Genomic DNA, 21,695 nt, shown 5'->3' with positions numbered 1-21,695 from the left:
ATTTAGCTTCGCACCCTGGACACCACCGCCCGAAACTTTCCCGCTTTGCTCCGCGGTATGCGCTCCACAATGCGAACAGACACCTGCATGCGTGACCCGACCCGCTCTTGCAGCTTTCGCCGCACATAGTCCGCGTCGCTGGTTTCAAAGCCTCGGTCGGGCACGATGCGCACCTCGACGCGATCCACCACATCCTGCACCAGTTGCGCTTCCACGATGTGCCGAGCACCTTTGAACACGTGGTCCAGGCGGCCAATCAGGGCACCACTGGGTGTTACCAGGTAGTTGTCCCGTCGGCCCATAATCGCTTCCACCGTGGGGTACGAGCGGCCGCACGGGCATCTCTCTCCTGAAATCCGAAGCGTGTCCCCGAGCCGATATCTGAGGAGCGGCATGGCAAAATTATGCAGCCCGGTGCCTACCAGCTCGTACACCTTGCCTCCTTCTGCGCCCTCTACTGGTAGGAACTCCGCAATACCATATTCCGGCAGCACATGGTACCTGCCTTGTTCGCATGTATGGATGGCCACCACCCGCTCGGCCTGGCCGTAGTAGTCAAAGACCCTGCAGCAGAAGACCTCCTCAATGAGCCGCCGCTGGCGGGGTTCGAGCGTCTCCGAGGTGGTGAACACAGCCCGGAGCGGCAGGGTGATGCCCTGTTCGGCCATGAACCGCGCCAGGGCATAGATGGAGGAGGGGTACCCCTCCAGCCCGGCGGGTTTGAACGTGCGCAGCGCCTCGATGTACGCCTCCGCATTCCGTCGCGACAAGTGGTAGGAGGACATGACCAGCTTTCGCTCGGAGGGGCTATATCGCCAGAAGGGAGGCTTATTGCGATCTGCCGGCACGCGCTTCTCCCCTTTCAAAGTGGCCAGGCGATCGCTGCTCCGGAGACCTCCCCACAACCACTGTCGCTGCAACGTGGCATACTCGTAGACCACGTTGTCCAAATCACGGTAAACGGTGAGGGGCTTGCCGGTGGTACCACTGGTGTGCGCCCTTCGCAATAGCCAACGCGGCCTGCCTCGCGCAACAAACCGCTCCTCCTGCCCTCTGAGAGTCTCCTTCTCCAACAAAGGGAGTTTCGGCAAATCCTCGACCGTTTGTATATCGGTCGGATGGAGACCTAAGGAACGAAAAAGCTCCGTGTAATAGGGCACATGCTCATAGCAATGGGCCACCAGGGCACGCAAGAAGTCATTCTGCAGCTCGCGGAGCCGACCCTCGTCGTACCACTGGCTTTCCATCAACTGCTTCCAGTATTGAGCGAAGCGGCCCGTGTACCGTTTCACTATGACGTAGATCCCCCCTTTTGCAATGGTCACAGGGTCGAACATCATCGCTCCCTTCTCATTAATGCTCCAGACTGCCTCTTTCTCTACGCCGCTCTTCGGACATCCCGTTCAGGCGTAACAGTCGCAGGTAGTCTGCACGGACTCGGTCCCAGGTGAAAGACCTTGCCAGCTTTTGCCCCTCCTCGCGGCATCGCGCAGCCACTTCCTCATGGCTCAGGGCGTAAAGCACAGTATTCGCGAGGGATTCTGCGTCGCCCGGGACAAAAAACAAACCATGGGTCCCGTGCACCATCAACCTGGGCAACTCTCCCACCGGTGTGGTGATGACCATGGTTCCTGCGTTCATCGCCTCCAGCACCGAGGTGGGGAAATTGTCCACCAGGGCGGCGTTGAGATAGAAGCTTCCTTGGCTGAGCAGGCGCTCTATCTCTCCAGCCTCCAAGTGTCCGGTGAACTTCACCCGAAGATCATGCTCGAGCGCAAAGCCCTGTAGGCTCCGTTGTTGACTCCCAGATCCGGCCACTATCAGCCGTGCATTAGGGAAAGCTGCCTGCACCCTAACGAACGCCTTCAAGATCGTAGCCACGTCGTAGATGGGCTCCAAGTAGCGGGTGCTGAGCAGTACCAAGCCGCGCCGCCGCGACTTCACGGCACCGAAACGCACAACTGGCGGCACCACCATCGTTTCGATGCCATACGCCGCGAACTCTTCCCTCAGGAAATGCGAGTTCACTGCCAAAGCATCCGCCATCCGCAGCATAGGGCCCACCCACCAGTGATGAACCCGCAAGAACCTCCCGGCTGCTCCGCCATGATAGATCACCGATACAGGTTTTCCGTACCGACGCCCCATAATAAGCGCCACAACCACAGGCATGAATCCCCACCACGAGCACCCGGCAGCCACTATTTGGTCCACCTCTTTTGCCCCACGGTTGCTCGCGCGAATTAGCGCTGTGACTTGCGCTCCTGCTTTCGCGACCTTACCCAGCGTACCCTGGTAACTCCTCGCGTAGTGGGCATTGGCCTTCTGGACCTCCACGCCTTCCTTCTGGAGGTAATGGGCTAGCAGCTCGCTTTGCAGCGCCAAACCACCCACCCTTGGCGGAAACAGACTCACAAAAAGCACCCTGTGTCGCTTCTGTCCCATCGTCCTACTTCCCAAGCTTCCTGCTGAGGAGAACCCAGAGCCACTCTGCACCCGCCCCAGCATAAACGCCTAGAACGGGGAGCAACGGTACGTGGAATCGCTGGTTGGCGAAAAACACGCAACTCACAACCGTGAAGTAAGCCAGCGTCGCGAGGAGGAACCACGATTGCCGTCTCCGCACGGTCCCAGCGACCCCAAGTAAGCCGAATCCGGCCATACCCCAAAAGAAGACCCGGTCAAGAGGATGGGGATATGGGCTCCAAAAGATGACAAACTTGCGCACTGCCAGGAACGCCGTGCGTCCCGGGTGAGCTACGATATGCTCCAGCGCAGCATGGAGATATTGCCGGTCCACCTCTGCCTCGGTCTGCCCCGAGGGCAACCAATAGTCCGCCGGCTTGAGCCAGTCACCCGTCGCATTGGTGTTGTTACCGATCCACAAGTTCACTCCGCCGTTGGTGGAGATTGGCACGATGGTGCCGTGCACTTTGAGGTTGCGTAACGACCAAGGCAGAATGCACAGGAACACAACGGCAAAACAGAGTCCGGTGCTGCTCACCACTTTTCTCATTGGCCAGCCGCATCCCACTTTCCACCATGCAGCAAGAGCTAAGGGCAATAGCAGTACGTTGGGGCGAAGAAGAGCACCTACTGCCGTCAGGAGCCCGGTCACCAGCATAGAAGGTCCTCGGCTCTCCGCCCCCCGTGCCTGGACAAGGAGCAGCGCCATCAGCAGCGCGGTGAAAAGTGTCTCCGCCATAAGTTGCCCGGTGAAGTGGATGAGAACCGGCAGCACAGCCACGATCCATCCCGCGAAGGATCCCACCCTGCGCTGGAACAACCCAGCGGCCAGTTTGGCCGTCAATAAGGCGGTGATGGCCCCCAAGAATGCCTGCACCAGTTCCACCACCACCCGATGCGGACCAAAGACCCAGTATACCAGCGCCACAAAGGCAGGGTAGCCAGGAGGCCTGTAGGAGCTACCTGGCATGAACGTTCCACCTGCGATCCACTCTCGGGCGATGCGGTCATAGGCCATCTGGTCGCCCGGATCGAGCGGGTAGAGGTCGTCCATCATAAGCACGTAACCCACCCGCAGCACAAGTGCTACCGCAAAGATTGCGGCCGGCTGACCCAGGTAAAACCACCGCTTGGGCCACCAGTCTCGCACCACCTTGTCGGCAAACCGGCTCATCATCGCCTCAGCAAAGTCCCATAGAGGGCGCAGTACGCGTCAGCAACCCGGCCTATGTCGTGATGCCTCTCCACGTAGGCCCGCGCTTCGGCGCCGAGTGTCTTGCGGGTTTGCGGCGATTCCGCAAGCTCCAGCAGCGCACGCGCAAAGTCCTCTGCCTCATCCCCGTCGACGAGCCGGCCCCGCCTGCCATTGAGGAGCAGCTCGTCCGTCACGCCGTCGAGCCTCCGCGCCACACAGGGGAGGCCACAAGCCATGGCTTCCAGAAGTGCGTTTGGTTGACCCTCGGCCCGACTGGGGAGCACAAAGAGGTCGGCCGCGCGCAGGTACTCGGGGACATCGGCGGTAAGCCCAACAAAGTGGACGGCTCGATGGAAGGCTTCTCCGTGCAAGTCCGTCCTCGCGTGCTCACCGAATCCTGGTTGCGAAGCATCGGATGGCTTTGGGCCCAGTACCACCAACTGTGCCGACCGTAGACCCTTTTTGCGCGCCATTGCCACCGCGCTCATTGCCAGATCAAGGCCCTTACGGCGTTCCGAGGAGCCCACAAACGCAACCAGGAAAGCTCCTGCATCCAAGTGGAGCGCCTGGCGGAGTTCCTTCTTTTCCCTGATAGACGCTGGTCGAAAACGGCGGAGGTCAACACCGTTGGGTATGGCCCACAGCTTCTGGGCGGGCACACCTGCGGCTAACGACTGCACAATGGCAGCCTGGGACGGCCCCACCACCGCGTCTGCGGTTTTGGCAAGACGTAGGGCGAAGCTACCTAATCGCCGTCTTTGCAAAGAGGTGGCGTCGTCAAGCCCTACCAAGGTAACCTTCTGCACGAGGCGTTTGCCCATGGTGCGCGCGGCAACGGCCACCTCGGGCATGAAGCCGTGGGTGTGTACGATTTCGGCCCATGCGCAGCGATAAAGCTCTGCCATCAGGGCCATCGCCGTGCGCACCCGGGAGCCGGGTCGGCCGTTCTCATCAGGCACGCGCCGCACCACGACGCCGTCCACGATCGAGGTGCCCAGCAACGCGCGGGTCCTTGTGCGGGCAATCACCTCCACTTGGACGCCTCGCTGGAGCAGCTGGCGGACCAACAGCTGGCACTGCCTCGCGCCACCGCCGTGCTCGGGACTATAGACCCAGTTCACCATCACCACCCGCGGTGCACCATCAGCTTTTCCTCTCACGTCCGCACCCGACATAGGCACCTCATTGCAGGATTGCTCACTATCCGCACCACCGAGGCCCAGCTTCCGGCCGGCTCGCTCATGTTGCGAACTCGGGGTGCATTCTCCATTTCCTCGCAGAACGCCCGCCGATAACACGCCCTGTATACCTGTCGCCGCATCCAGTCTGCTGCGCCGTACCAGTGAGTGGCAGCCCACCGCGCAAGGCGCATCCACGCGGCTTCGGAACTGCTGTTGAACACAAGGCCGTGCAGAAAGTGGCGCACGGTCCGGCGCCATCCTGTCTGCGACGTTTGCAATCCATAATGGCTGGTGATGAAAGCGCGCGCGTCCGGATCCTTGCCATACCAGTAGGCAAGCGACACACCGTAAGTGCGTGCTTTGGACAGGTAACTCACCTCGTCGGCCATTGGGTGGTAGTGAATCCCCACTGCCAAGGGCACAAAGAAGAGGCGCGCCCCTCGCTTCTGAAGTCGGAAAGCCAACTCCGTATCCTCAGCGGCCGAATGCATCTTGGGATCGAATCCACCTGCCAACATCAGGAATTCCTTTTTCGCCGAGAAGTTGCTCCCGCGGGCAAAATGCCACGGGATCTGCACGCATTTTTCCCCAGTGAAGGGCAGTTTTGTCTCAAACTGGCGGACTTGTCCCGGATGGGCCAGCTCCGCGGCCATCTCGACGCGCCCAAGTGCCAAGTGCGTTAGGCACGGGTGCTGGCGATGGAACCAGGCGTGCGCCTCTACCATGCCTGGCGCTGGAATGACGTCGCCGTCGCACAACAGAATGACCGGCGCCCGCGCGTGCGTGATGCCCACATTGCGCGCTGCCGCCGCGCCCTTGTTTTCCTGACGAATGTAGGTAAGCGGTGCACAGCCAGAGCCCATCACCATAGCAACGACTTCTTCGGTCTCATCCGTCGAGCCGTCATCCACCACCACCACCTCCAGCGCCACGTTCGGCACGTGCTGCGCCAGGAACCCTCTCAGCACGCGCCCCAGCGTCCGCGCTTGGTTGAAAGTGGGGATAACCACCGAAATGTCAGGATAGTCCGCCATGCTTTCTTCGCCTCAAATTGTTCGCAACTGCCGGAGCAGCTCCCGGTCTCCTTGTGTGATGGCCCCCGTCAGGACCAGCAACACCACGTAGACGAGCCCACCTGCGATCACTTGCAAAGTCAACGACACATTATGGCAAAAGAACACCACCATCACCATGGCCAGTGCAGCAAGGAAGGGCTTGATCGCCGAGGCGCCCAGCGGCAGCCAAAACAACGTGCGGTCTACGAAGTAGAGTTCTACTATCGCAAACACAACAGTGGCGAGCAGTGCGGCTAGCACTCCACCCGCAACCCCGGCACGCGGAATCAACAGGAGACTGAGCGCCAGAATAGTTGCAAAGGCCACTCCATTTCCGATCATGTCCAACTTTTGCTGATTGCGCACAATTAAGGCATAGGCGGCAATCTGCGTCACCCCCGCGGAGAGAAGACTCCAGATCAAGACCTGCAAACCCGGGGCGGCGATTACCATGTCTCTCCCATACAGAAGAACCACTATCCTATCGGCCAGCACGGTCCCACCAGCGGCCAGGGCCAGGCTGAAGAAAAGGACGAGCTTCAGGGACTTGAGGCACACGTCCCGGAAGAGCCGCTCGGAGAGGCGGGACATCCTGGCCATCACGGGAAATATGGCCAGGGCAAACGCCGAAGAAAGCAACAACAGGAGATCGACTACTTTGTACGCGGCACTGTACAGGCCAGCCGCCTCCACGGTGCTCAGCTTCGGCAGGAGCATGATCGGCACAGACCAGAACATGCTGTTAAACAAGGTGCTGCCAAAGAACACAGGCGTCTCACTGACCAACCTCTTGATCAGGCTCCAATTGAAACGCACATCGGTGAGGCGCTCCCTGGTAAAGGTGGCCCAGGCCAAGGCCAAAGCTCCCGCAAAGCGGCTGAACACGACCAATCCCACCAGCGTCATGATCGTTGCCCCGTGCGAGATCAACACCACGCCTACTCCAACCTTCACCAGATTTTCGATGGCACGCCCAAACGTGGGGAAATGCATTTCCTGCAATCCGCACAACACCGCCCGCAGCCAGTAGAACAGAGACATAGGCACCAGAGACAGGCTCATGAGATAGCAGGCCCTGCTCGCCTCCCGCTCATATCCCATGATGCTGACAAATCCCATCATTGCGACCGTCGCAAGGAGGGCCCCGGCGGTGCCCAGCACAAGGCCTGCGACCAAGAGCTGGCCGCTCATGCGTTCGTCCTTGGACACCTCCCTGATCACCAAACTCCCTAATCCCAGGGTGGCCAACATGGAAAAGACACCGGTCAGGGAGGTAGACAAGGCTAGTATCCCTAGCCCCTTGGCCCCGTGTGCTCTTGTGACTAAAACCCAGAAGATGGCCGACCCGGCGCGATTGAGAATCTCCGCGACCGACCGCGCAATGGTGTTTTGTGCGATGCGTTGCAATGTGTTCATTCTATTGCCTGTGAGCTAATGCTATGAGCTGTCGGCTGATGCAAGAAGGAAGCGGCTCTGGTTCGCGTTCTGCGGCCTGCTCCATTGCGGCCTCCTGTTCTTGCAGTGTCGCCAGGGTCAGCCCCAAGGCTGCTACAATCCACATAGTGCTCATGAGTGCCAGCGACTGCTTGTACGCATAGTCGCTAGTGGCCATTACCAGCATGGCCGCCAATCCCGAAAAGAGGCCGACGGCGGAGGCCCAGTGGAGCTGGTCCTTAGCCCGCAGCCCCATTCGCATCCCATTCAGCAAGGCGGCCATGAGCCAGAGAAAGAGGCCCAGCCCCACAAGCCCGAGCTCCCCTGCGAACAGTAGATACAGGTTGTGCACCGGTGCCACTCGGGTGAAAGGGTCGCTCGGATCAAAGTAAGTATCCAGCGCCTCCTTGTAGTTGTTCAGGCCCACGCCCAGCAGCGGGTGATCACGGATCACGCGCAAAGCCACCTCTGCTGTGGTAAGACGCGACATGGTAGCACCAAAGTCAGGCGACACCATCCGCCTGTAGATCGTGGGCCCGAAGGCCACCACAATTGCCAAAAGCAATACCACAGCCCAACCTTTCCCGCGCCTCTCGGATCCCTCCCCTCGGCGACGGCGCTTGGCCACCCACCCGACCATGAGGGCGAAAGCTAACCCAACCCATGCGCTCCGTGACAAAGTCAATACCATCCCCAAGAGCCCCATTCCCGTCGTCAACAAGTAGAAGGTGCGCCGCTTTTCGCTGTTCAGTGACAGGAAAATGCCAGTGGGAAGGAGCAGCACAAAGTAGCGACCGAGGGTATTGGCGTGGCCCACTGTCCCTCCAGGCCTGCGCACCAGCGACACATCCTCTTCAGGGTGGAAGAACTCCGCTTTGGTCTGTTGGCCAAAGAACCCCAAGCTCAAGCCCGTTGCGTTTTGTAGTAAGACAATCACTCCCTGCAGTGCTGCGCCCAGCAGGAGCACCCCCAGCACGAACTGCACCTCCTCGCGGTCACGCACGGTGTTCACCAGGTACAGGAACAAAACAAGGATCTTCGACATCTGCCAGATATCCAAGAGCGTGAGGAGGGGTTTCGGTGCCCACACCGCTGACAGCGCGCCCAAGCAGAGCAGCGCCGCGTAGGGGACCGTCACCCTCGGAAACAGGCGTACTCGCTCTTGTCGCAGACCGCTCGCCAACTCAATCAGCCAGGCGGCGACGAGCACCACCAGACAGATGTCGGGAAATGCGATGACCAAGCCCCGTGTGCCGGCCGCCTCTGGGTGGTAAAGGAGGTGCACATCCGCGTTCAGCGGAACACTAAACACCATCAAGGCCAACAAGAAGCGCCGCAGATTGCCGGTGAGCGCCCCGACAAAGGGCAACATGAGCCCGATCGTGGCGAACATTGCCCACTTCGGCTCCAGGCCCAAGGCCAGGAGTCCGAGCCCCCCTATGGCGGCGCCCCCTGCGAGCGCCATCAAGAGGCCACCACGGGCCGAGTGTGGGGTCAGCACGTATGTGGTCGAGTGTGACATCGCTTCTCCCACGCCCACCTTAGAAGCGACTTCCTATGGACGTGCCCTTCTTCCGATTAAGGACGACGCCCAGCACACGCACCTTTGCTGCCATCAAGCGTTCGATAACTTCGCGTGCCACCTCGGTGCGCGTATGCCCGGCCCACACAACTAGCACCACACCATCGAGCCATTGCCCAACGCGCAGCGCATCCACGCTGGACACTGCTGGTGGCAGGTCCACCACTACCCGACTGAACCGATCACGAAACTCGTCGAGCAGACGATGCATGCGGGCACTCGTCACCAACTCCGGACCCATCGCCGAAGGGGTGCCGGCAGGGATGACCTTTAGCCGGCCCTCATTGACCAAGCGAACCGCCTTAGGCCAGGCAACAGTCCCGGAGAGTACCTCCGTGAGGCCAGGCGTGGGAGCCAGCCGGAGCATGCGGGCAATCCCCGGCATCGCCACGTTGGCATCCACCAGCATAATGCCTTTGCCAAGGAAATCCCCCTTTGGCTGGGTGCCGGGCTGTTCGCTCCCCCCGTTCCCATTGCCGTTGTGATTCACGTACCCACCAGCCATTGAGAGTGCCAGGAGCGAGGCAACCGTAGTGGCCCCAGCACCTGGACAGCAGGCAGTTACCCCAACGGCATAGACCCTCTGCAGCCCGCCGAGGAGCTCGATGTTTTCGCGCAGGGCGCGTACCTCCGCCGCCAAGCCCGGGGGCACATCTAATTCCACTTTTGCTGCTGGGGCGCTCTGCACGGTCTGCCGGTACTCGATGGGGTCCACCCGCTCGGACGCCTGTGCCTCCTCCAGGATGTCTCTTATCACACTCATGGTACCTCCCTCTGCCTGATCTCGTTAGGCCAGCCGATGCACAATGCTCGCGGAACCGGCCAGTGCCCCCACGTCTATGCCCTGAAACGGATATGTATCCTTCCTTTGGTGGATCTCGACCACACGGGGCACCGCACCGGCTGTGTCCTCTCCACTAAGGAACCCCTCACGCTCCAACCGCCGCAACAAGCTGGCATCAACGTAGGTCCTATCCATGATAAAAGCATGCAGCAATGCATTGTCGCAAATGCAGTTGATGAGCCGCGGAATGCCCGTTGAAAGTCGGTACACCTCCGCCACCGCGTCTGGGGTGAACAGGCGCTGCGGCGCCCTCGCGCCAGCCACCCTGAGTCGGTGCACGATGTAGTCGCCCACTTGGTTGGGTGACAGTGGTCGGAGTCGGCAGCGCACCGTCACTCTCTGTCGGAACTGGCGCAGTTCCGGAAGGCGCAGAGTGTCCTCAAGAGGCGGCTGCCCCACAAGAAGAATCTGCACCAACTTGGTGTTGGAAGTCTCCAGGTTCGTGAGGAGCCTTATCTCCTCCAAGGTCTTTGCGCTCAGGTTCTGTGCTTCGTCCACAATCAGCAATGCATTGCGCTTGCACTCAAAATTCCGGATGAGAAATTGATAGAGGTCCAGGAGCATCTCGGCCCGGTTCTCGCACCTAACCTGCACACCGTAATCGCGGCACACGTAGCGGAGCAGATCTTCCGCTTCCAGGGTGGTGTTGAATACCCATGCGCTGACGGCCTGCTCGCCCAGGTGATGCAGGAGCGTGTGCAACAGGGTGGTCTTGCCGGTCCCCGCCTCTCCGATCACAACGATGAGTCCTTTGCGCATCTTGACCCCGTACATCATGCGCGTCAGCGCCTCCTGGTGATCCGAACTGGGGAAAAGGAATCGCGGGTCCGGATTCACGTCAAAAGGTATCTCTTTCAAGCCAAAGTGTTCGGTGTACATTGCCTGATCCTGTTATTGACCCCGGGGCCTCATTCCTCTTCATCTCTTGGGAAGAGTTCAGAGACGGGTAACTCAAAGATGCTGGCTGCCCGCCGTTTGAACTCCTCAGTGGGTTCCACGCGATTGTTCTCCACCATCGAAAGATAGGGGGCGCTGCACCCCAGGAGATAGGCCAGCTCGTACTGTTTGAGGCCAGCTTCCCAACGCTTCACCTTGAGCAAATTCCTTGCGCGGACCATGGGGCGCTTTGGACGCGGCAGCACGCGCCCGTCAAGCGGAACACCTCCCATCCCAACCTCAACCCTTGACTTCTTCTTCTCGTCCATGGCTCCACATCCTTCGTGCATAGTCTCTCACACCGCCACTTGTCACCCCCGAGTGCCATTGGTCCCCACGGGTTGCTCTGCCATGGGGTGAGCTCCTCCTATCCGCTTCCCAGGGTTGCTGCTTCCGAGGAGGAGGAATTCACTCTCTGCCAGAGAAGCCAACACTGGGAAACCCAAGTCGCGACGTACGTCTTCGACACTGTCAATGGACCGGTCCAGGGATTCGGCAAAGAAAGCAGACCCCACTGCTACCACACCGCCCAGCAGTAGGCTCACGAGGAGGTAGAGCGGGCGGTTGGGGCGAGCAGGCGCATGAGGCGGCACCGCCGGGCTGACCACTTTAACCTGAACCAACTGATCCTGGCGCGAGGCAGCAAGTCGCGCCTCCTCCCGCTGCTTGAGCAGAATGGAGTAGAGTTCCTGCGTCTCCTTGATGCCTCGCGAGATGCGACTCAGCTCGTACGCATTCACGGCGAAGCGCTTGAGCTGTCCCTGCACTTCGGCAATTTTGGCCTCAAGCGATGCCTCCTCCGCACGCAAAGCCCGCAGGTTAGTCTCTTCCTCGGCGATAATCTCCCTCAATTCCTGGCGCAGCTTCTCCTGCACCAGCGCCACCTGTCTCTCCGCAGCCACCAGCTGGGGATGACTGGCCGTATAGCGCTGACGGAGACGGTTCCGCTCCAGCTCCAGGCTCAGCAGCTCAGCTTTCAGCCGAGAGAGGTATTCCTCACGGCTTGGGCTATCGCTGGTCTCGGTGCTGGGGATGACGACTGCGCCGTTGCCCGCCAGACCCTCGCGGAACACGCGGAGTTTTGACTCCTTGCCGATGCGCTTGGTGCGGACCTCAGTGAGGGCCTGGTCAAAGTCGGCCAGCTTCTTGTAAAGGATTTCCGCTTCGCCTTCCAGCACGACCATCCCCTCACGGCGCTTAAAGTCCGCCTCGCGGCGCTCCAGCTCATCCAGCTTCGCTGCCGCCATTTTGATCTGCTCGTCAAAGAAGGCGTAGGTACGCAGATCTTTGGCCAGCTCTGCGCGGTGCCGAGCGTACTGCTCCACGATGCAGTTGGCGATGAGGGCAGCTCGTTTGGGATCGCTGTCTGCATAGGTGACCTGCAAGAGGTTGGTCTCCTTGGTCTGCTCCACCTTGAGCCCCTTTTGCACCGCGGCGACCACCTGCGCAAAGCGTGCGCTATCGGCGGCAGTGCCGGCGGGATTTGCCAAACCGAGGACCTTCACCACGCGCTCTGCGATGGGCCGGCTTTTCAGAATCTGCATCTCTGCCGCAATCTGGTCGTAGTTGGAGCGCCGCAACCACCAATTGAGCTCGATGATGAGCGTCTTCTCTGCGTCCTTCTCCCAGTCCACCATGATCGTCGAGGTGGCATGATACACAGGGCGCATGACCAGCACGCCCACCGCCATGGTGGTCACGGTGGAAGCGAAGAGGAGCAGCATCATCTTCTTGCGTTTGCACAGCACCCTCAGCACTCTACGCAGCGACACCGAGCGATCGCTTGCACGCGTTTCCATGATTGACTCCTTTGTGTGACTTTTCTCCGCTGGTGACTCACTTCCATGCCCGCGACCAGAACACCGAGCGAGCGTACAAATCCAGCGGCGGGATCACCGTGTCATAGACCTGCGTCATGAAGGTGCGGATGTTGCCGATAAAGGTCTTTGGCACGTAGACGATGTCATACGGCCTGACTTCGAGGTCAGGGCGCGGATCCTTGCGCGCAAGGGCCTGAGTAAGGTCGGAGCGGGTAGCCGAGACGCGCTTTTCGTCCAGCATGCGAATCAACATCACGCTGCTCAAATTGGCTTCGTTGGTCGGTCCACCCGCGGTGGCGATAGCGCGCAACAGGGTCATGTTGCGCTGCACCACATAACTGCCCGGGTTGCGCACTTCGCCGAGCACGTACACAGTGTTGCCGCCGAACTGTTTGACGGTCACTGTAACCTCAGGCTCCAAGAGAATCTCCGCGTACTTCTGGCTTATCAGGCGCGCCAGCTCCATGGGGGTCATGTCTGTGACCCGAATATCGCCGATGCGCTGGAGGGTGATGCGCCCGTCAGGCCTGACGGTCACTTCCGTATTGAATTCCTCGTTGTTGAAAAACTTGATCTCGAGGACGTCGCCGTAGCCGAGGCGGTATTCCCTCTCCTGCTCGGGCGCAGGGGGCTGGGGTTTGGCCACATAAACGTCGCCCGCAGGTCGCGGTTCAGCGGACGCCTCGGGAGCTACACGCGGCCTGACTGCACATCCGACCAGCAACACCAACATCAGCCCCCACGCTGGCAACCCGCAGCGCAAGAACCAGAGTCTCCTCATGATGCACCTCCTGAACCCAACCACGCTTTGCGTTGGCACAGACCAACAGAGCGCGGCAGCTCATTTCACCAACTGCATCGTCTGCGTGAGCTTGACTCCTGCAGACTCCAGCACGTACACGTACACGCCGCTGGGCACGAGGGTGCCCCGATCATCGGTGGCGTCCCAGCGCACCTCGTGCCGCCCCACCTCAGTGTATCCCTCGACAAGCGTTCGCACCAGTTGCCCCTGAAGGTTGTAGATCCTCAGAGTCACTGGGGCTGCCTCTTTCAGCTCGAACGCAATCCAGGTCACTGGATTGAATGGGTTAGGATAGTTCTGAGCCAATGAGGCCCTTTCCGGCACGGTGACCACCGGCGAGAAAATCGGTCCGTGCACCCGCACGCGCCCGGCAAAGTCGATGTCCGCCAGCATGTAGTAGTAGGCTGTGTCGGGAGCGGCATTGCCGTCGTGGTACACATACTCGTGGCGTTCGGAGGTGGTGCCGGCGCCTCGAATGAGCTCCCGGTTGATACGGGCATACGGACCGTTCTCAGCCGTAGCACGGCGCACCTCGAAACCTCGGTTTTCGGTCTCCGACTGGGTGACCCATGTCAGCCGGACGCCTCCATTGACGCGCGTAGCCTGAAAGGCGACGAGTTCTACGGCCACCACCGCGTCCGTCGTCGCCCACGTGGGGAAATCCACGCTGCCAAAGTCGCCACTCAGTTCGACTATGGCAAGCTCCGAATCGCCCCAGTAGGTGGCCGTCGCCACGCTGGAATCATTCCAGGCGCGGCAATAGATCACGGCCCCATCCACCAAGAGCTCGTGAGTGAGCTGCGTGGTGAATTTTCCCTCGTGCGGGTTAAACGGGAATCCGGCTCCGGCAAAGGTCGTCCCGAGCAGCACATCGTCGTCGGTCGGGTTGCCATTCTCGTCGGGCACATCGTTCTGGCCGTCCGGCCCAGCATAGATGATCTGAATGAGATCGCCGTAGCCGTCAAAGGCAGAACCTTGCAGCCACTGGCCGAGCTCATCCTGGACGCCGCTGACGCAACTGATGTCAACGGTGCCTGCCCATGCCGTGGCAATCATGCCGCATAGCATCCCAACCGTCGCGTAGAAGACTACTCTTCCACACATTGCACTTCCTCCTCTCTCTGCTTCACACCTCAGTGCACATTTCAACTTTTACGACCCTGGAAACGGATGTGGACATCTCCAGGCTCGCGGTTCGTTGCCGTTGCGTCGATGAAGCCAATACCCCTTTCCCGGCTCAAGTCGCAGGTGGGTGGTGTCACTCCCCGCGGCGTTGAGCCATTTCCCATCCCACTGGGTTCCGGTGCCGTCCACCAACCAGGCCACCTCGTAATGATCGCCCTCCCAAGCCATGACCCGATCAGCGTCCCGACTGTTGGTGGCACCTGTTAGGACACCCTGCTCCCATAATCCAGTCGCCGTGAGGGAGATGCTGACGGGGTAGCTACAACCCACGAGGTTTAACCCTGGGTTCACGGTCAGGACGCGCTCGCTATCGGCTGGTACCTCGCCGAGAAGGTACAGGCAGGTCGTCTGATGTCCTGTTCGGATATCGACCCAGAAGCCCTCTCCCACCTCCAGGGTCATGTCGCTCAGGGCCGTTCCATCTTCGTTCAACCATTTACCGTCGTAGGCAGTCCCAGTGCCACCGACTAGCCATGCGATCTTGTATCCAGAGCCTGTCCATTTCATGATCCTGTCAGCAGTCAGTGCATTGCTTCCTCCTGTGAGGCTCTGGCCGAGGACGGTGGCAATGTCACCGCTTGCTGGCAGTAGGGGCAGAGACACCAGGGTCCGTCCCGTGTGCAGACTCAGAGGGAAAATGCCCACTCTCCGCCGCAGGGGGTGGTGCTGCTGGGCCCGCACTGCCTCCACCACATAGTAGCGCGCGCCTGCACCTTCGGCCGCCGCTCCCTTATCCACAAATTCCGCCGTGCCGAGCTCTACCAACGGCGTTTGTGGTTCGAAGTACGGAGTATCACCGCGATACACCCGATAGTATTGAGCATCCGGTAGCACATTCCAGCTCACAACTACGTCTACACCGGACAATGACATGTGGGGCTGCAGCTCTGAGGCGTCGCTCTGCACGCACAATAGGACCACGTACATGCTTGCTGCACCGCCTGCTGACCCGTTACAGCCCAAGACCACCGTTTCGCCCGGCTCGTAATCTCTGGTGCCCTCCCAAATGCGAAAATCGCTATTGCCGGCGTCGCTTACTTCAATGCGGGAGGCAGTCTGGACGAAGTTGGTGGTCAGCCAGGAAGGCGGCGTCACCCGACTGTCGTGGACTATGTACAGCCGCGCCCGCCGCAGCAAGGAAAAAGAGATCTGAAGCTGCATATCGAACTTGTCATCGTTTTTCGTCTTTATCCACAGAAGCCCCTCATAGGCATCCGGGATGTAGGTAATCTGGTAGCCCCGGTCGATGTAGTATTGGTCTCCCACGCCGAGCGCGGCCACTACATACTCCTGCGGCGTCAGATCCGCAACGGTGCCGCAATCCACGCCGGCAACGCCCGAGACCTCAGCTGAAAAGAGGCTCTCGTTGCCCGAACTGTCATACGCGCTCACCGCGAAGTAGTAACGCATCCCACGAGCCAGGTCTGGAACCGTCACGCTTGTGACCTTTCCCACGTCCAGGAGCCACAGATAGTGATGGGAACTGGTTCCGTAGTAGAGCCTGTAGCCAGCCAGATCAGGTTCTGTGCTGGCCTCCCAAGTGACGCGTAAGGAGGCACTGCTGGCAACGTCCTGGCCCGCACCATGCTCAGGCCACAAGAGCACGCCGGTAAGCGAAACCACCTTTCCTATCTGTGCCACCACTTTCCACAACCTCTGCGCGCTCATCGCCTTGGTTTGACTCCACGAAGAAGAAATTATTAACCACGAGTTCAAAAAAAACCTTCCGTTCCACGCTCTATTGACGGTCACCCAAGTCTACCTGTACCAATCTGCGCATCCGCTTCACCTGCCCATGCTGGGCTGGGCTACGGTGGGCTGAGCCACCGTAGCCTTCACCCTCTCATCTGTGACCTGCCTGCTTCCCCGCGCTTGCTACCTGGTGAGCACGATCTTCTTGCTCACTTCGATGCCGTTCACGCGCATCACGCAAAAGTAGGTGCCACTCGGCAAGAGCTCGCCAGCCTCGCCTTTCCCGTTCCACACCAAGGCGTGGTATCCTGCACTCATGGTCTCGTCGGCCAGACGCCGCACCAGCTGACCCGCGGCATTGTAGATGCCCAGCCACACCCGCCCCTCAGCCTTCACCTGGAAGCGGATCGTTGTTTCCGGGTTGAAGGGGTTCGGGTAGTTTTGGTGCAGCTCATAGTCCATCGGCACTGAACTGGATGCCACCGAGATGGGCCCGTGGAACCGTACGCGGCCGCGATAGTCCACGTCGGCGAGCTTGTAGTAGTAGCCTTTCGCGGGATCGACCTCACGGTCCACGTAACTGTAGGTGTTTAGCCCGGTGGCATTACCCGCGCCCGGAATGAGGGTTTTGTTCGCTTTGATGAAGGGCCCTTCTTCTGCTTCGGCCCGGTACACGTCAAAGCCCATGTTCTCCGTCTCGGAGGCAGTAGTCCAGCGTAGATGGACCTGGGCATCGTGCCAAACGGCCGAGAAGGAGAGCAACTCCACAGGCACTGGGTTTTCCATGTAGCCAAAGTCTGCCTCGTCATAGTCCTGGCCCTCGCCGAGTTCAACCACCAAGGGGTCGCCTGCCGTGGTGAGGATCGGGGGCAGGCCGGCGAAGTTCACGGGTAACGTCGCGTCCACCACGTCGACGGTGTACACACCCGCAACAAGGCCGGTGAAGCGGTACCAGCCATGCTCCTCTTCCTCTGTGGCAGGGTTATCACCGGTGATGGTGAACGTGGTCATCCCCTCCTCGCCGCTCCGCTGCAACACCACTTTGACCCCATCGATGCCCTGCTCGCCCTCGTCCTGAGTGCCGTTGCCGTTGGCGTCGTTCCACACCAGGTCGCCAATGGAGCCGAGGCCGACGACCGGCAGTTTTAGCGCACAGACAACCCACACGCCGCTGGCTGAGCGCTTGCCGTAGGGGCTGTCGGACTGCGACTCGATCTGAAGCGCTAACCAGGACGCGTGCGCAGGCACCTCAATGCTCATGGCCAAATTGTCCCATTCTGCACCGTTGACCGAATGGAACGGGTCGGTGTCCTCGCCCGCGACGGTGCTAGAGGAGTTGTCATAATCCACCGCTCCTGGCGCGTCCACGATGCTGCCTGCCGGAATCGCGTCGCCGCCGACCTGGTACCAAAGGCCGTTGGCCTCGTCTTCTTCCACACCCCCCACCATCAAAAGCAGCTCCGTCTCGCGGTTGACGAGAGCAGGAACGAAGCTGAACCGCAGTAACTGACTGGTGGGATGGAACTTGGAGAAAAGGAAATAATCCACACCATCGGCGATCGACACCGTCGCCAGCGGCAGGTCGGGAGCGCTGTATACCACCAAGATGCCACCTCCGAATGCCCGTCCGGATGAACCCAGCAGGCCAGGGTCAAACCCGGACAGCGTGACGTTATGGGTTCCAGGGGTGATCATGGAGGTGATATCAACCCGATAACTGAAGCGGAATCGTCCTGCGATGGCCGTCGTCATCCCGATCAACTGCCCAACAACGGTGATGGGCGCGGAAGCATCGATCTTCACGGCGATCTCTGGGTCGCCTATGTGATTGGGGGGAGAATCACTGTCCTGGCCCGCCCAATACAGGTATGCGGCCTCCACCGTTGCATCCGGCGGCACGGTAATCGTGAAGCTCCCACTCCCTTCGACCATCCCAACGCCGCCCGCAACGAGAGCGACATGCCCGGTAATTGGCGGCAGGGTCACCTGCATGTAATCGTCCCCGTCGAGTTCCTTGGCACAGATCCGCTCACTTCTGGCCAGCAAGGCCAGACCAGCCACTATCCCCATTCCCAGCATTCCCCAAAGGAATGCAGTGTTCCTGTGTTTCCTTGCCGCACTCATGCTTGGCCCTCCTTCTTTCTACTTCGTGGATGCCGAGCGCGTGGTAGAAATGAGTCGCCCGAACTCGCCTGCACGCCCAGCCCTCCACCCCCCAAGACCTCCAATCGGGCACTCTTGGGGCATCTTCGTTACAGACATCTAACCCTCGAAGCTCCAACCGTGTTGTTCCAAGGGCCTGCTGTCCTCCAGCACGGCCCTCCGTGCAATTGTTCTCTTTTCTCTGCCAGCAATTCCCGCCTCCTGTCTCATTCTTTCAGCTGCCTCTCTACTCTGCGATGCCCCTGCATCTATGTGAAACCACGATTGTTCTCCTTGCCTTCTTGCTCTATTCCTGGCTCTGGATGTGCACCTGATCTCTCTCGTCGGCCGCCGTTCCTGCCCGCTGGACAATCGTCCGCGCGGGCAGGGTGACGGCGTGAGCTTGGTTCCGAAGAGAGCCCTGAGACTTTTGACTTTGCCAGCTTTTGCGGTGTGTGCACCCTGCCGGACAACGTCTCGATACCTCTGGTCTCTCTTACGCTTCCATCTGCGCGCCATCGCGATGTCAGGGAAACATCCTGGCCGCCTCACTCCGGCCGAGGGATGTCTCCGCCACAGGTCCCCTGTTGTGGGGGCTCCTCTTTGTGCATCACGTAGGTCACGTAGATGTTGCTCCGGTCTTCCCGCAGGAACATGGCCGAGCTGCTGCGACAGAATGCAACGAGTTTCGGCGTTGCAGTTCCTGGGGTCCTCACATCGTAACGCTTGAAGCGCTGCTGTGAGGACGGTGACTCTGCTGTGTGAGGGCGGAACCTGGCTGCTTGAGGTGATCTAGCGCTCCAACTGAACCAACCCATACCCAAGACCCCAGCACCCAAGAGCGCGATCGCCACCGCTAAGTTGTCCATGTACGCTCCTCCTCGTGGGGGATGTACGAGCGGACCTTGCGATCTTTTCGCCCAAGGCGCCGCGGACCGCTCTGTCCGAGGTCTGGCGATGCAGTGCACTGTTTGTCTGGGCGCTAGCCGGAAATGAACCTCCGCGTCCCTCACACCTCACCATGGATCATTTCGGCCGCGTTCGCTCACCTCCTTTCGTTCGTTTGCTCTCGTGCAGCCCATGATTTCAATGCTTCCCCCAGCCCTTAGGGCCGCTCCCCGTCCCCTGCCTCAACGCACCAGGACCATCCTGCGCGAGGCGGAAAAAGAGTTCACCTGCATTGTGCAGAGGTAGATCCCGCCCGGCAGCGCCGTTCCCAAGTAGTCAGTCCCATCCCAGGCCACGGTATGGACCCCGGCACGCAAGTGCTCCGCAACTAAGGTTTTCACGGAGCGTCCAAGCACGTCGTAGATCTTGACCGTCACGTGGCCCTCCTCTGGCAGCGAAAAGGTAATGCGGGTGGTGGGATTGAACGGATTCGGACTGTTCTGCTCCAACGCATAGCCACCCGGCAAGGCACTGACAGTCAGCTCGACCGGACCATGCATGGTGCGCCGACCACGGAAGTCTACGTCTGCCACCCAGTAGAAGTACCGGCGTCCAATCTGCACCTGCGCGTCGTCATAGGTGTACGTGTGCCTCTCACTGGTTGTCCCGGCGCCCGAAATGAGTTCCGCGGTCAACTTGACGCGGTCGGCATGGCCGTCCTCGGCTCGATACACCTCGAAGCCCAGGTTCTCTGTTTCGCTCTGCGTCTCCCAATGCACGCGAGCACAAGCCCCCACCTGGACGGCCTGCAAACCGAGCAACTGCACCGGCACCAGTTCGTCGTTATGCACCGTGCCAGCACCAAAAACACTGTCCTTGCCCGGTTCGCCAAAGTCGTGAGACACCGATTCTTCCAACCGGGCAATCACCTCGACTGGGCCCCATCCCGGATAACGGCTGAGTAGCAGCGCGGCTGAGCCAGCCACGTGAGGTGCAGCCGCCGAGGTACCGGAGAAGAGCCCGCCACCGGTGTACACCGAGACGCTGGTCGGCCCCATGAGGTCAGGCTTGATGCGGCCATCGTAGGTGGGACCCTGGGAGCTGTAGTAAGCCTGGGGTCCACTGTTCCACTGGCTGGCAGGAACCGCCCCTACTGTCAGCGCACTTGCCGCGTCACCGGGAACCAAGACGCTGCTCGCCTGATGACGGTATTCGAGTGTGTAGTAGTTGGTAAACAGCGTCAGCTCGTGCGACCCGCTGGCATTGGTCTTGCGAACTCGCACGGCCACCTCCACGGAACGGTCCATGACCACCGACAGGTTCTCCACCGGCCACTGGCTCCCGGTCTGTCGGGTTGTCGATGAGTCATAGGGCACCCATGTGCCACTGCCCGTGTCATAGTAGTAGAGGAAAAGGTCGTAGTCCTGGTCGGACAACCACCAATCGTTCCATGACAGGTAGACGCCGACCGATGCTCCCACGTTGACCACCCCGAGGCTGTTGAACTCATCAATGCCGCCGCCTTCGGCAAAGTTGTGCCAGCCATTTGCGTCGCTATCCATGAACTGCGCGCGGTAATGGCGAAGGGCATGGTTGCCTGCGGCGTTGACCCAGACGATTCCATGGGCAAAGGCCGCATCCACAATGCTGCAGATGGGCCCGGTGCCATCCAGAGGGCCGGCGTTCGGCCAGCACATGGAGTGGTTGATCACTCGCACCCCCCTGGCAATGCAGGAATCCACCGCCTCCGCCAGATCCAGATCGTCGCCGATCTTCATCAGGTAGAGCTCACTTTCCGGAGCCATGTCATGGACTACCTCGGCCACCATGGTGCCGTGCGTGGTCCCGCCAATGTCGGTGCCGGTAAAGTCATCCACGTGAACGTCGGTTGGGAGCTCACCGTGGGCAATGGCCTCGGCGAGGCTGCCAAAACCAGCGTCGATGACCGCCACCCTAATGCCCGCACCGGTCCAGCCGTTGGCATGGTAACCGTCGGCGTTGGTCAAGGACACCCCTTCGCTGGTCACTAGTTCCAGGGGTCGCAGCGGCTCTCTGAGGGAACGAACCCACCCCGCCTCCGCGGCCAGGCGTCCCAACTGGTCCAGAGGAACGGCGATTCTTGCGTGCTGCCCCCGGCTCTTGATGACCTCCGCACCGTAACCCATAAGCATTGGCTTCACGTCCAGGGCGCTTCGGTCGAACTCCGCCACCACGACAAACCGACCGTTCTGCAGCTCAAGCCCATGCCGGTGAGCCCACCGCTCCACTTCTTCCAAAGAAGCACGCGAAGAGAGTTGGACAGCCTCCAGCAAACGCCCGGCCAGCAATGGCTGCCCCTGCTCCTTGAGTTGCCCCCCATCGGCGACGGCATTCCGAGCCGGCGCTCCTAACCACACCAGCACCACGCCCGCGAGCCCCAGTTGTCGTGCAGTCGACCTCATCTCCGTTCCTCGCGTGGGTTTGGCCATTGTCG

17 protein-coding genes are annotated in these 21,695 nt (G+C 60.3%); all 17 read right to left on the bottom strand.

Annotated elements, in window-relative coordinates; all coding sequences use genetic code 11:
* Window positions 1-2: 2 nt before the first annotated feature.
* On the bottom strand, window positions 3-1,340 hold the full coding sequence (locus tag ONB25_08315; GenBank protein MDZ7392881.1) for a hypothetical protein: 1,338 nt from the start codon (window positions 1,338-1,340) through the stop codon (window positions 3-5).
* Window positions 1,341-1,353: 13 nt separating this feature from the next.
* Complete coding sequence (locus ONB25_08310; protein ID MDZ7392880.1) at window positions 1,354-2,445, bottom strand: glycosyltransferase family 4 protein; 1,092 nt, start codon at window positions 2,443-2,445, stop codon at window positions 1,354-1,356.
* Between the two features lie 4 nt (window positions 2,446-2,449).
* Window positions 2,450-3,643: a glycosyltransferase family 39 protein gene (locus ONB25_08305; protein ID MDZ7392879.1), complete on the bottom strand. Its 1,194-nt coding sequence runs from the start codon at window positions 3,641-3,643 to the stop codon at window positions 2,450-2,452.
* Window positions 3,640-4,836, bottom strand: coding sequence for a glycosyltransferase family 4 protein (locus ONB25_08300; GenBank protein MDZ7392878.1), 1,197 nt, complete (start codon window positions 4,834-4,836; stop codon window positions 3,640-3,642). The genes ONB25_08305 and ONB25_08300 overlap by 4 nt, the downstream gene beginning before the upstream one ends.
* Window positions 4,818-5,876 carry a glycosyltransferase family 2 protein gene (locus ONB25_08295; GenBank protein ID MDZ7392877.1) on the bottom strand — a complete coding sequence of 353 codons (1,059 nt, stop codon included), beginning with the start codon at window positions 5,874-5,876 and terminating at the stop codon, window positions 4,818-4,820. Before ONB25_08295 ends, ONB25_08300 begins: the two co-directional genes overlap by 19 nt.
* A 12-nt stretch (window positions 5,877-5,888) precedes the next feature.
* Window positions 5,889-7,313 carry a flippase gene (locus ONB25_08290; GenBank protein MDZ7392876.1) on the bottom strand — a complete coding sequence of 475 codons (1,425 nt, stop codon included), beginning with the start codon at window positions 7,311-7,313 and terminating at the stop codon, window positions 5,889-5,891.
* A gap of 1 nt (window position 7,314) precedes the next feature.
* Window positions 7,315-8,796: an O-antigen ligase family protein gene (locus ONB25_08285; protein MDZ7392875.1), complete on the bottom strand. Its 1,482-nt coding sequence runs from the start codon at window positions 8,794-8,796 to the stop codon at window positions 7,315-7,317.
* Window positions 8,797-8,872: 76 nt separating this feature from the next.
* A complete protein-coding gene (locus ONB25_08280) occupies window positions 8,873-9,676 on the bottom strand; it encodes a CpsD/CapB family tyrosine-protein kinase (GenBank protein ID MDZ7392874.1) in 804 nt (267 codons plus the stop codon).
* A 24-nt stretch (window positions 9,677-9,700) separates the two neighbouring features.
* Complete coding sequence (locus ONB25_08275) at window positions 9,701-10,636, bottom strand: AAA family ATPase (protein ID MDZ7392873.1); 936 nt, start codon at window positions 10,634-10,636, stop codon at window positions 9,701-9,703.
* 29 nt (window positions 10,637-10,665) lie between these two features.
* Entirely contained in the window at window positions 10,666-10,962 is a 297-nt protein-coding gene (locus tag ONB25_08270) for a helix-turn-helix transcriptional regulator (protein ID MDZ7392872.1), read from the bottom strand.
* A gap of 42 nt (window positions 10,963-11,004) precedes the next feature.
* Window positions 11,005-12,492, bottom strand: coding sequence for a GumC family protein (locus ONB25_08265; protein MDZ7392871.1), 1,488 nt, complete (start codon window positions 12,490-12,492; stop codon window positions 11,005-11,007).
* 37 nt (window positions 12,493-12,529) lie between these two features.
* Window positions 12,530-13,294: a polysaccharide export protein gene (locus ONB25_08260; GenBank protein ID MDZ7392870.1), complete on the bottom strand. Its 765-nt coding sequence runs from the start codon at window positions 13,292-13,294 to the stop codon at window positions 12,530-12,532.
* Window positions 13,295-13,354: 60 nt separating this feature from the next.
* Complete coding sequence (locus tag ONB25_08255) at window positions 13,355-14,419, bottom strand: T9SS type A sorting domain-containing protein (GenBank protein ID MDZ7392869.1); 1,065 nt, start codon at window positions 14,417-14,419, stop codon at window positions 13,355-13,357.
* Window positions 14,420-14,467: 48 nt separating this feature from the next.
* Window positions 14,468-16,168: a fibronectin type III domain-containing protein gene (locus tag ONB25_08250; GenBank protein ID MDZ7392868.1), complete on the bottom strand. Its 1,701-nt coding sequence runs from the start codon at window positions 16,166-16,168 to the stop codon at window positions 14,468-14,470.
* Between the two features lie 207 nt (window positions 16,169-16,375).
* Entirely contained in the window at window positions 16,376-18,316 is a 1,941-nt protein-coding gene (locus tag ONB25_08245) for a T9SS type A sorting domain-containing protein (GenBank protein MDZ7392867.1), read from the bottom strand.
* Between the two features lie 566 nt (window positions 18,317-18,882).
* A complete protein-coding gene (locus ONB25_08240) occupies window positions 18,883-19,203 on the bottom strand; it encodes a hypothetical protein (GenBank protein ID MDZ7392866.1) in 321 nt (106 codons plus the stop codon).
* Window positions 19,204-19,464: 261 nt separating this feature from the next.
* A complete protein-coding gene (locus tag ONB25_08235) occupies window positions 19,465-21,663 on the bottom strand; it encodes a S8 family serine peptidase (GenBank protein MDZ7392865.1) in 2,199 nt (732 codons plus the stop codon).
* Window positions 21,664-21,695 lie beyond the last annotated feature (32 nt).

Source organism: candidate division KSB1 bacterium (assembly GCA_034506335.1).
Taxonomy (GTDB): Bacteria; Zhuqueibacterota; Zhuqueibacteria; order JANLFK01; family Oleimicrobiaceae; genus Oleimicrobium.
This window is presented reverse-complemented; position numbering and strand designations above follow the sequence as displayed.

Excerpts from the sequence above, each read along its gene's own strand:
- ONB25_08315 (MDZ7392881.1), bottom strand. The coding sequence starts at position 1,340 with ATGATGTTCGACCCTGTGACCATTGCAAAAGGGGGGATCTACGTCATA.
- ONB25_08310 (MDZ7392880.1), bottom strand. The coding sequence starts at position 2,445 with ATGGGACAGAAGCGACACAGGGTGCTTTTTGTGAGTCTGTTTCCGCCA.
- ONB25_08305 (MDZ7392879.1), bottom strand. The coding sequence starts at position 3,643 with ATGATGAGCCGGTTTGCCGACAAGGTGGTGCGAGACTGGTGGCCCAAG.
- ONB25_08300 (MDZ7392878.1), bottom strand. The coding sequence starts at position 4,836 with ATGTCGGGTGCGGACGTGAGAGGAAAAGCTGATGGTGCACCGCGGGTG.
- ONB25_08295 (MDZ7392877.1), bottom strand. The coding sequence starts at position 5,876 with ATGGCGGACTATCCTGACATTTCGGTGGTTATCCCCACTTTCAACCAA.
- ONB25_08290 (MDZ7392876.1), bottom strand. The coding sequence starts at position 7,313 with ATGAACACATTGCAACGCATCGCACAAAACACCATTGCGCGGTCGGTC.
- ONB25_08285 (MDZ7392875.1), bottom strand. The coding sequence starts at position 8,796 with ATGGCGCTCGCAGGGGGCGCCGCCATAGGGGGGCTCGGACTCCTGGCC.
- ONB25_08280 (MDZ7392874.1), bottom strand. The coding sequence starts at position 9,676 with ATGAGTGTGATAAGAGACATCCTGGAGGAGGCACAGGCGTCCGAGCGG.
- ONB25_08275 (MDZ7392873.1), bottom strand. The coding sequence starts at position 10,636 with ATGTACACCGAACACTTTGGCTTGAAAGAGATACCTTTTGACGTGAAT.
- ONB25_08270 (MDZ7392872.1), bottom strand. The coding sequence starts at position 10,962 with ATGGACGAGAAGAAGAAGTCAAGGGTTGAGGTTGGGATGGGAGGTGTT.
- ONB25_08265 (MDZ7392871.1), bottom strand. The coding sequence starts at position 12,492 with ATGGAAACGCGTGCAAGCGATCGCTCGGTGTCGCTGCGTAGAGTGCTG.
- ONB25_08260 (MDZ7392870.1), bottom strand. The coding sequence starts at position 13,294 with ATGAGGAGACTCTGGTTCTTGCGCTGCGGGTTGCCAGCGTGGGGGCTG.
- ONB25_08255 (MDZ7392869.1), bottom strand. The coding sequence starts at position 14,419 with ATGTGTGGAAGAGTAGTCTTCTACGCGACGGTTGGGATGCTATGCGGC.
- ONB25_08250 (MDZ7392868.1), bottom strand. The coding sequence starts at position 16,168 with ATGAGCGCGCAGAGGTTGTGGAAAGTGGTGGCACAGATAGGAAAGGTG.
- ONB25_08245 (MDZ7392867.1), bottom strand. The coding sequence starts at position 18,316 with ATGAGTGCGGCAAGGAAACACAGGAACACTGCATTCCTTTGGGGAATG.
- ONB25_08240 (MDZ7392866.1), bottom strand. The coding sequence starts at position 19,203 with ATGGACAACTTAGCGGTGGCGATCGCGCTCTTGGGTGCTGGGGTCTTG.
- ONB25_08235 (MDZ7392865.1), bottom strand. The coding sequence starts at position 21,663 with ATGAGGTCGACTGCACGACAACTGGGGCTCGCGGGCGTGGTGCTGGTG.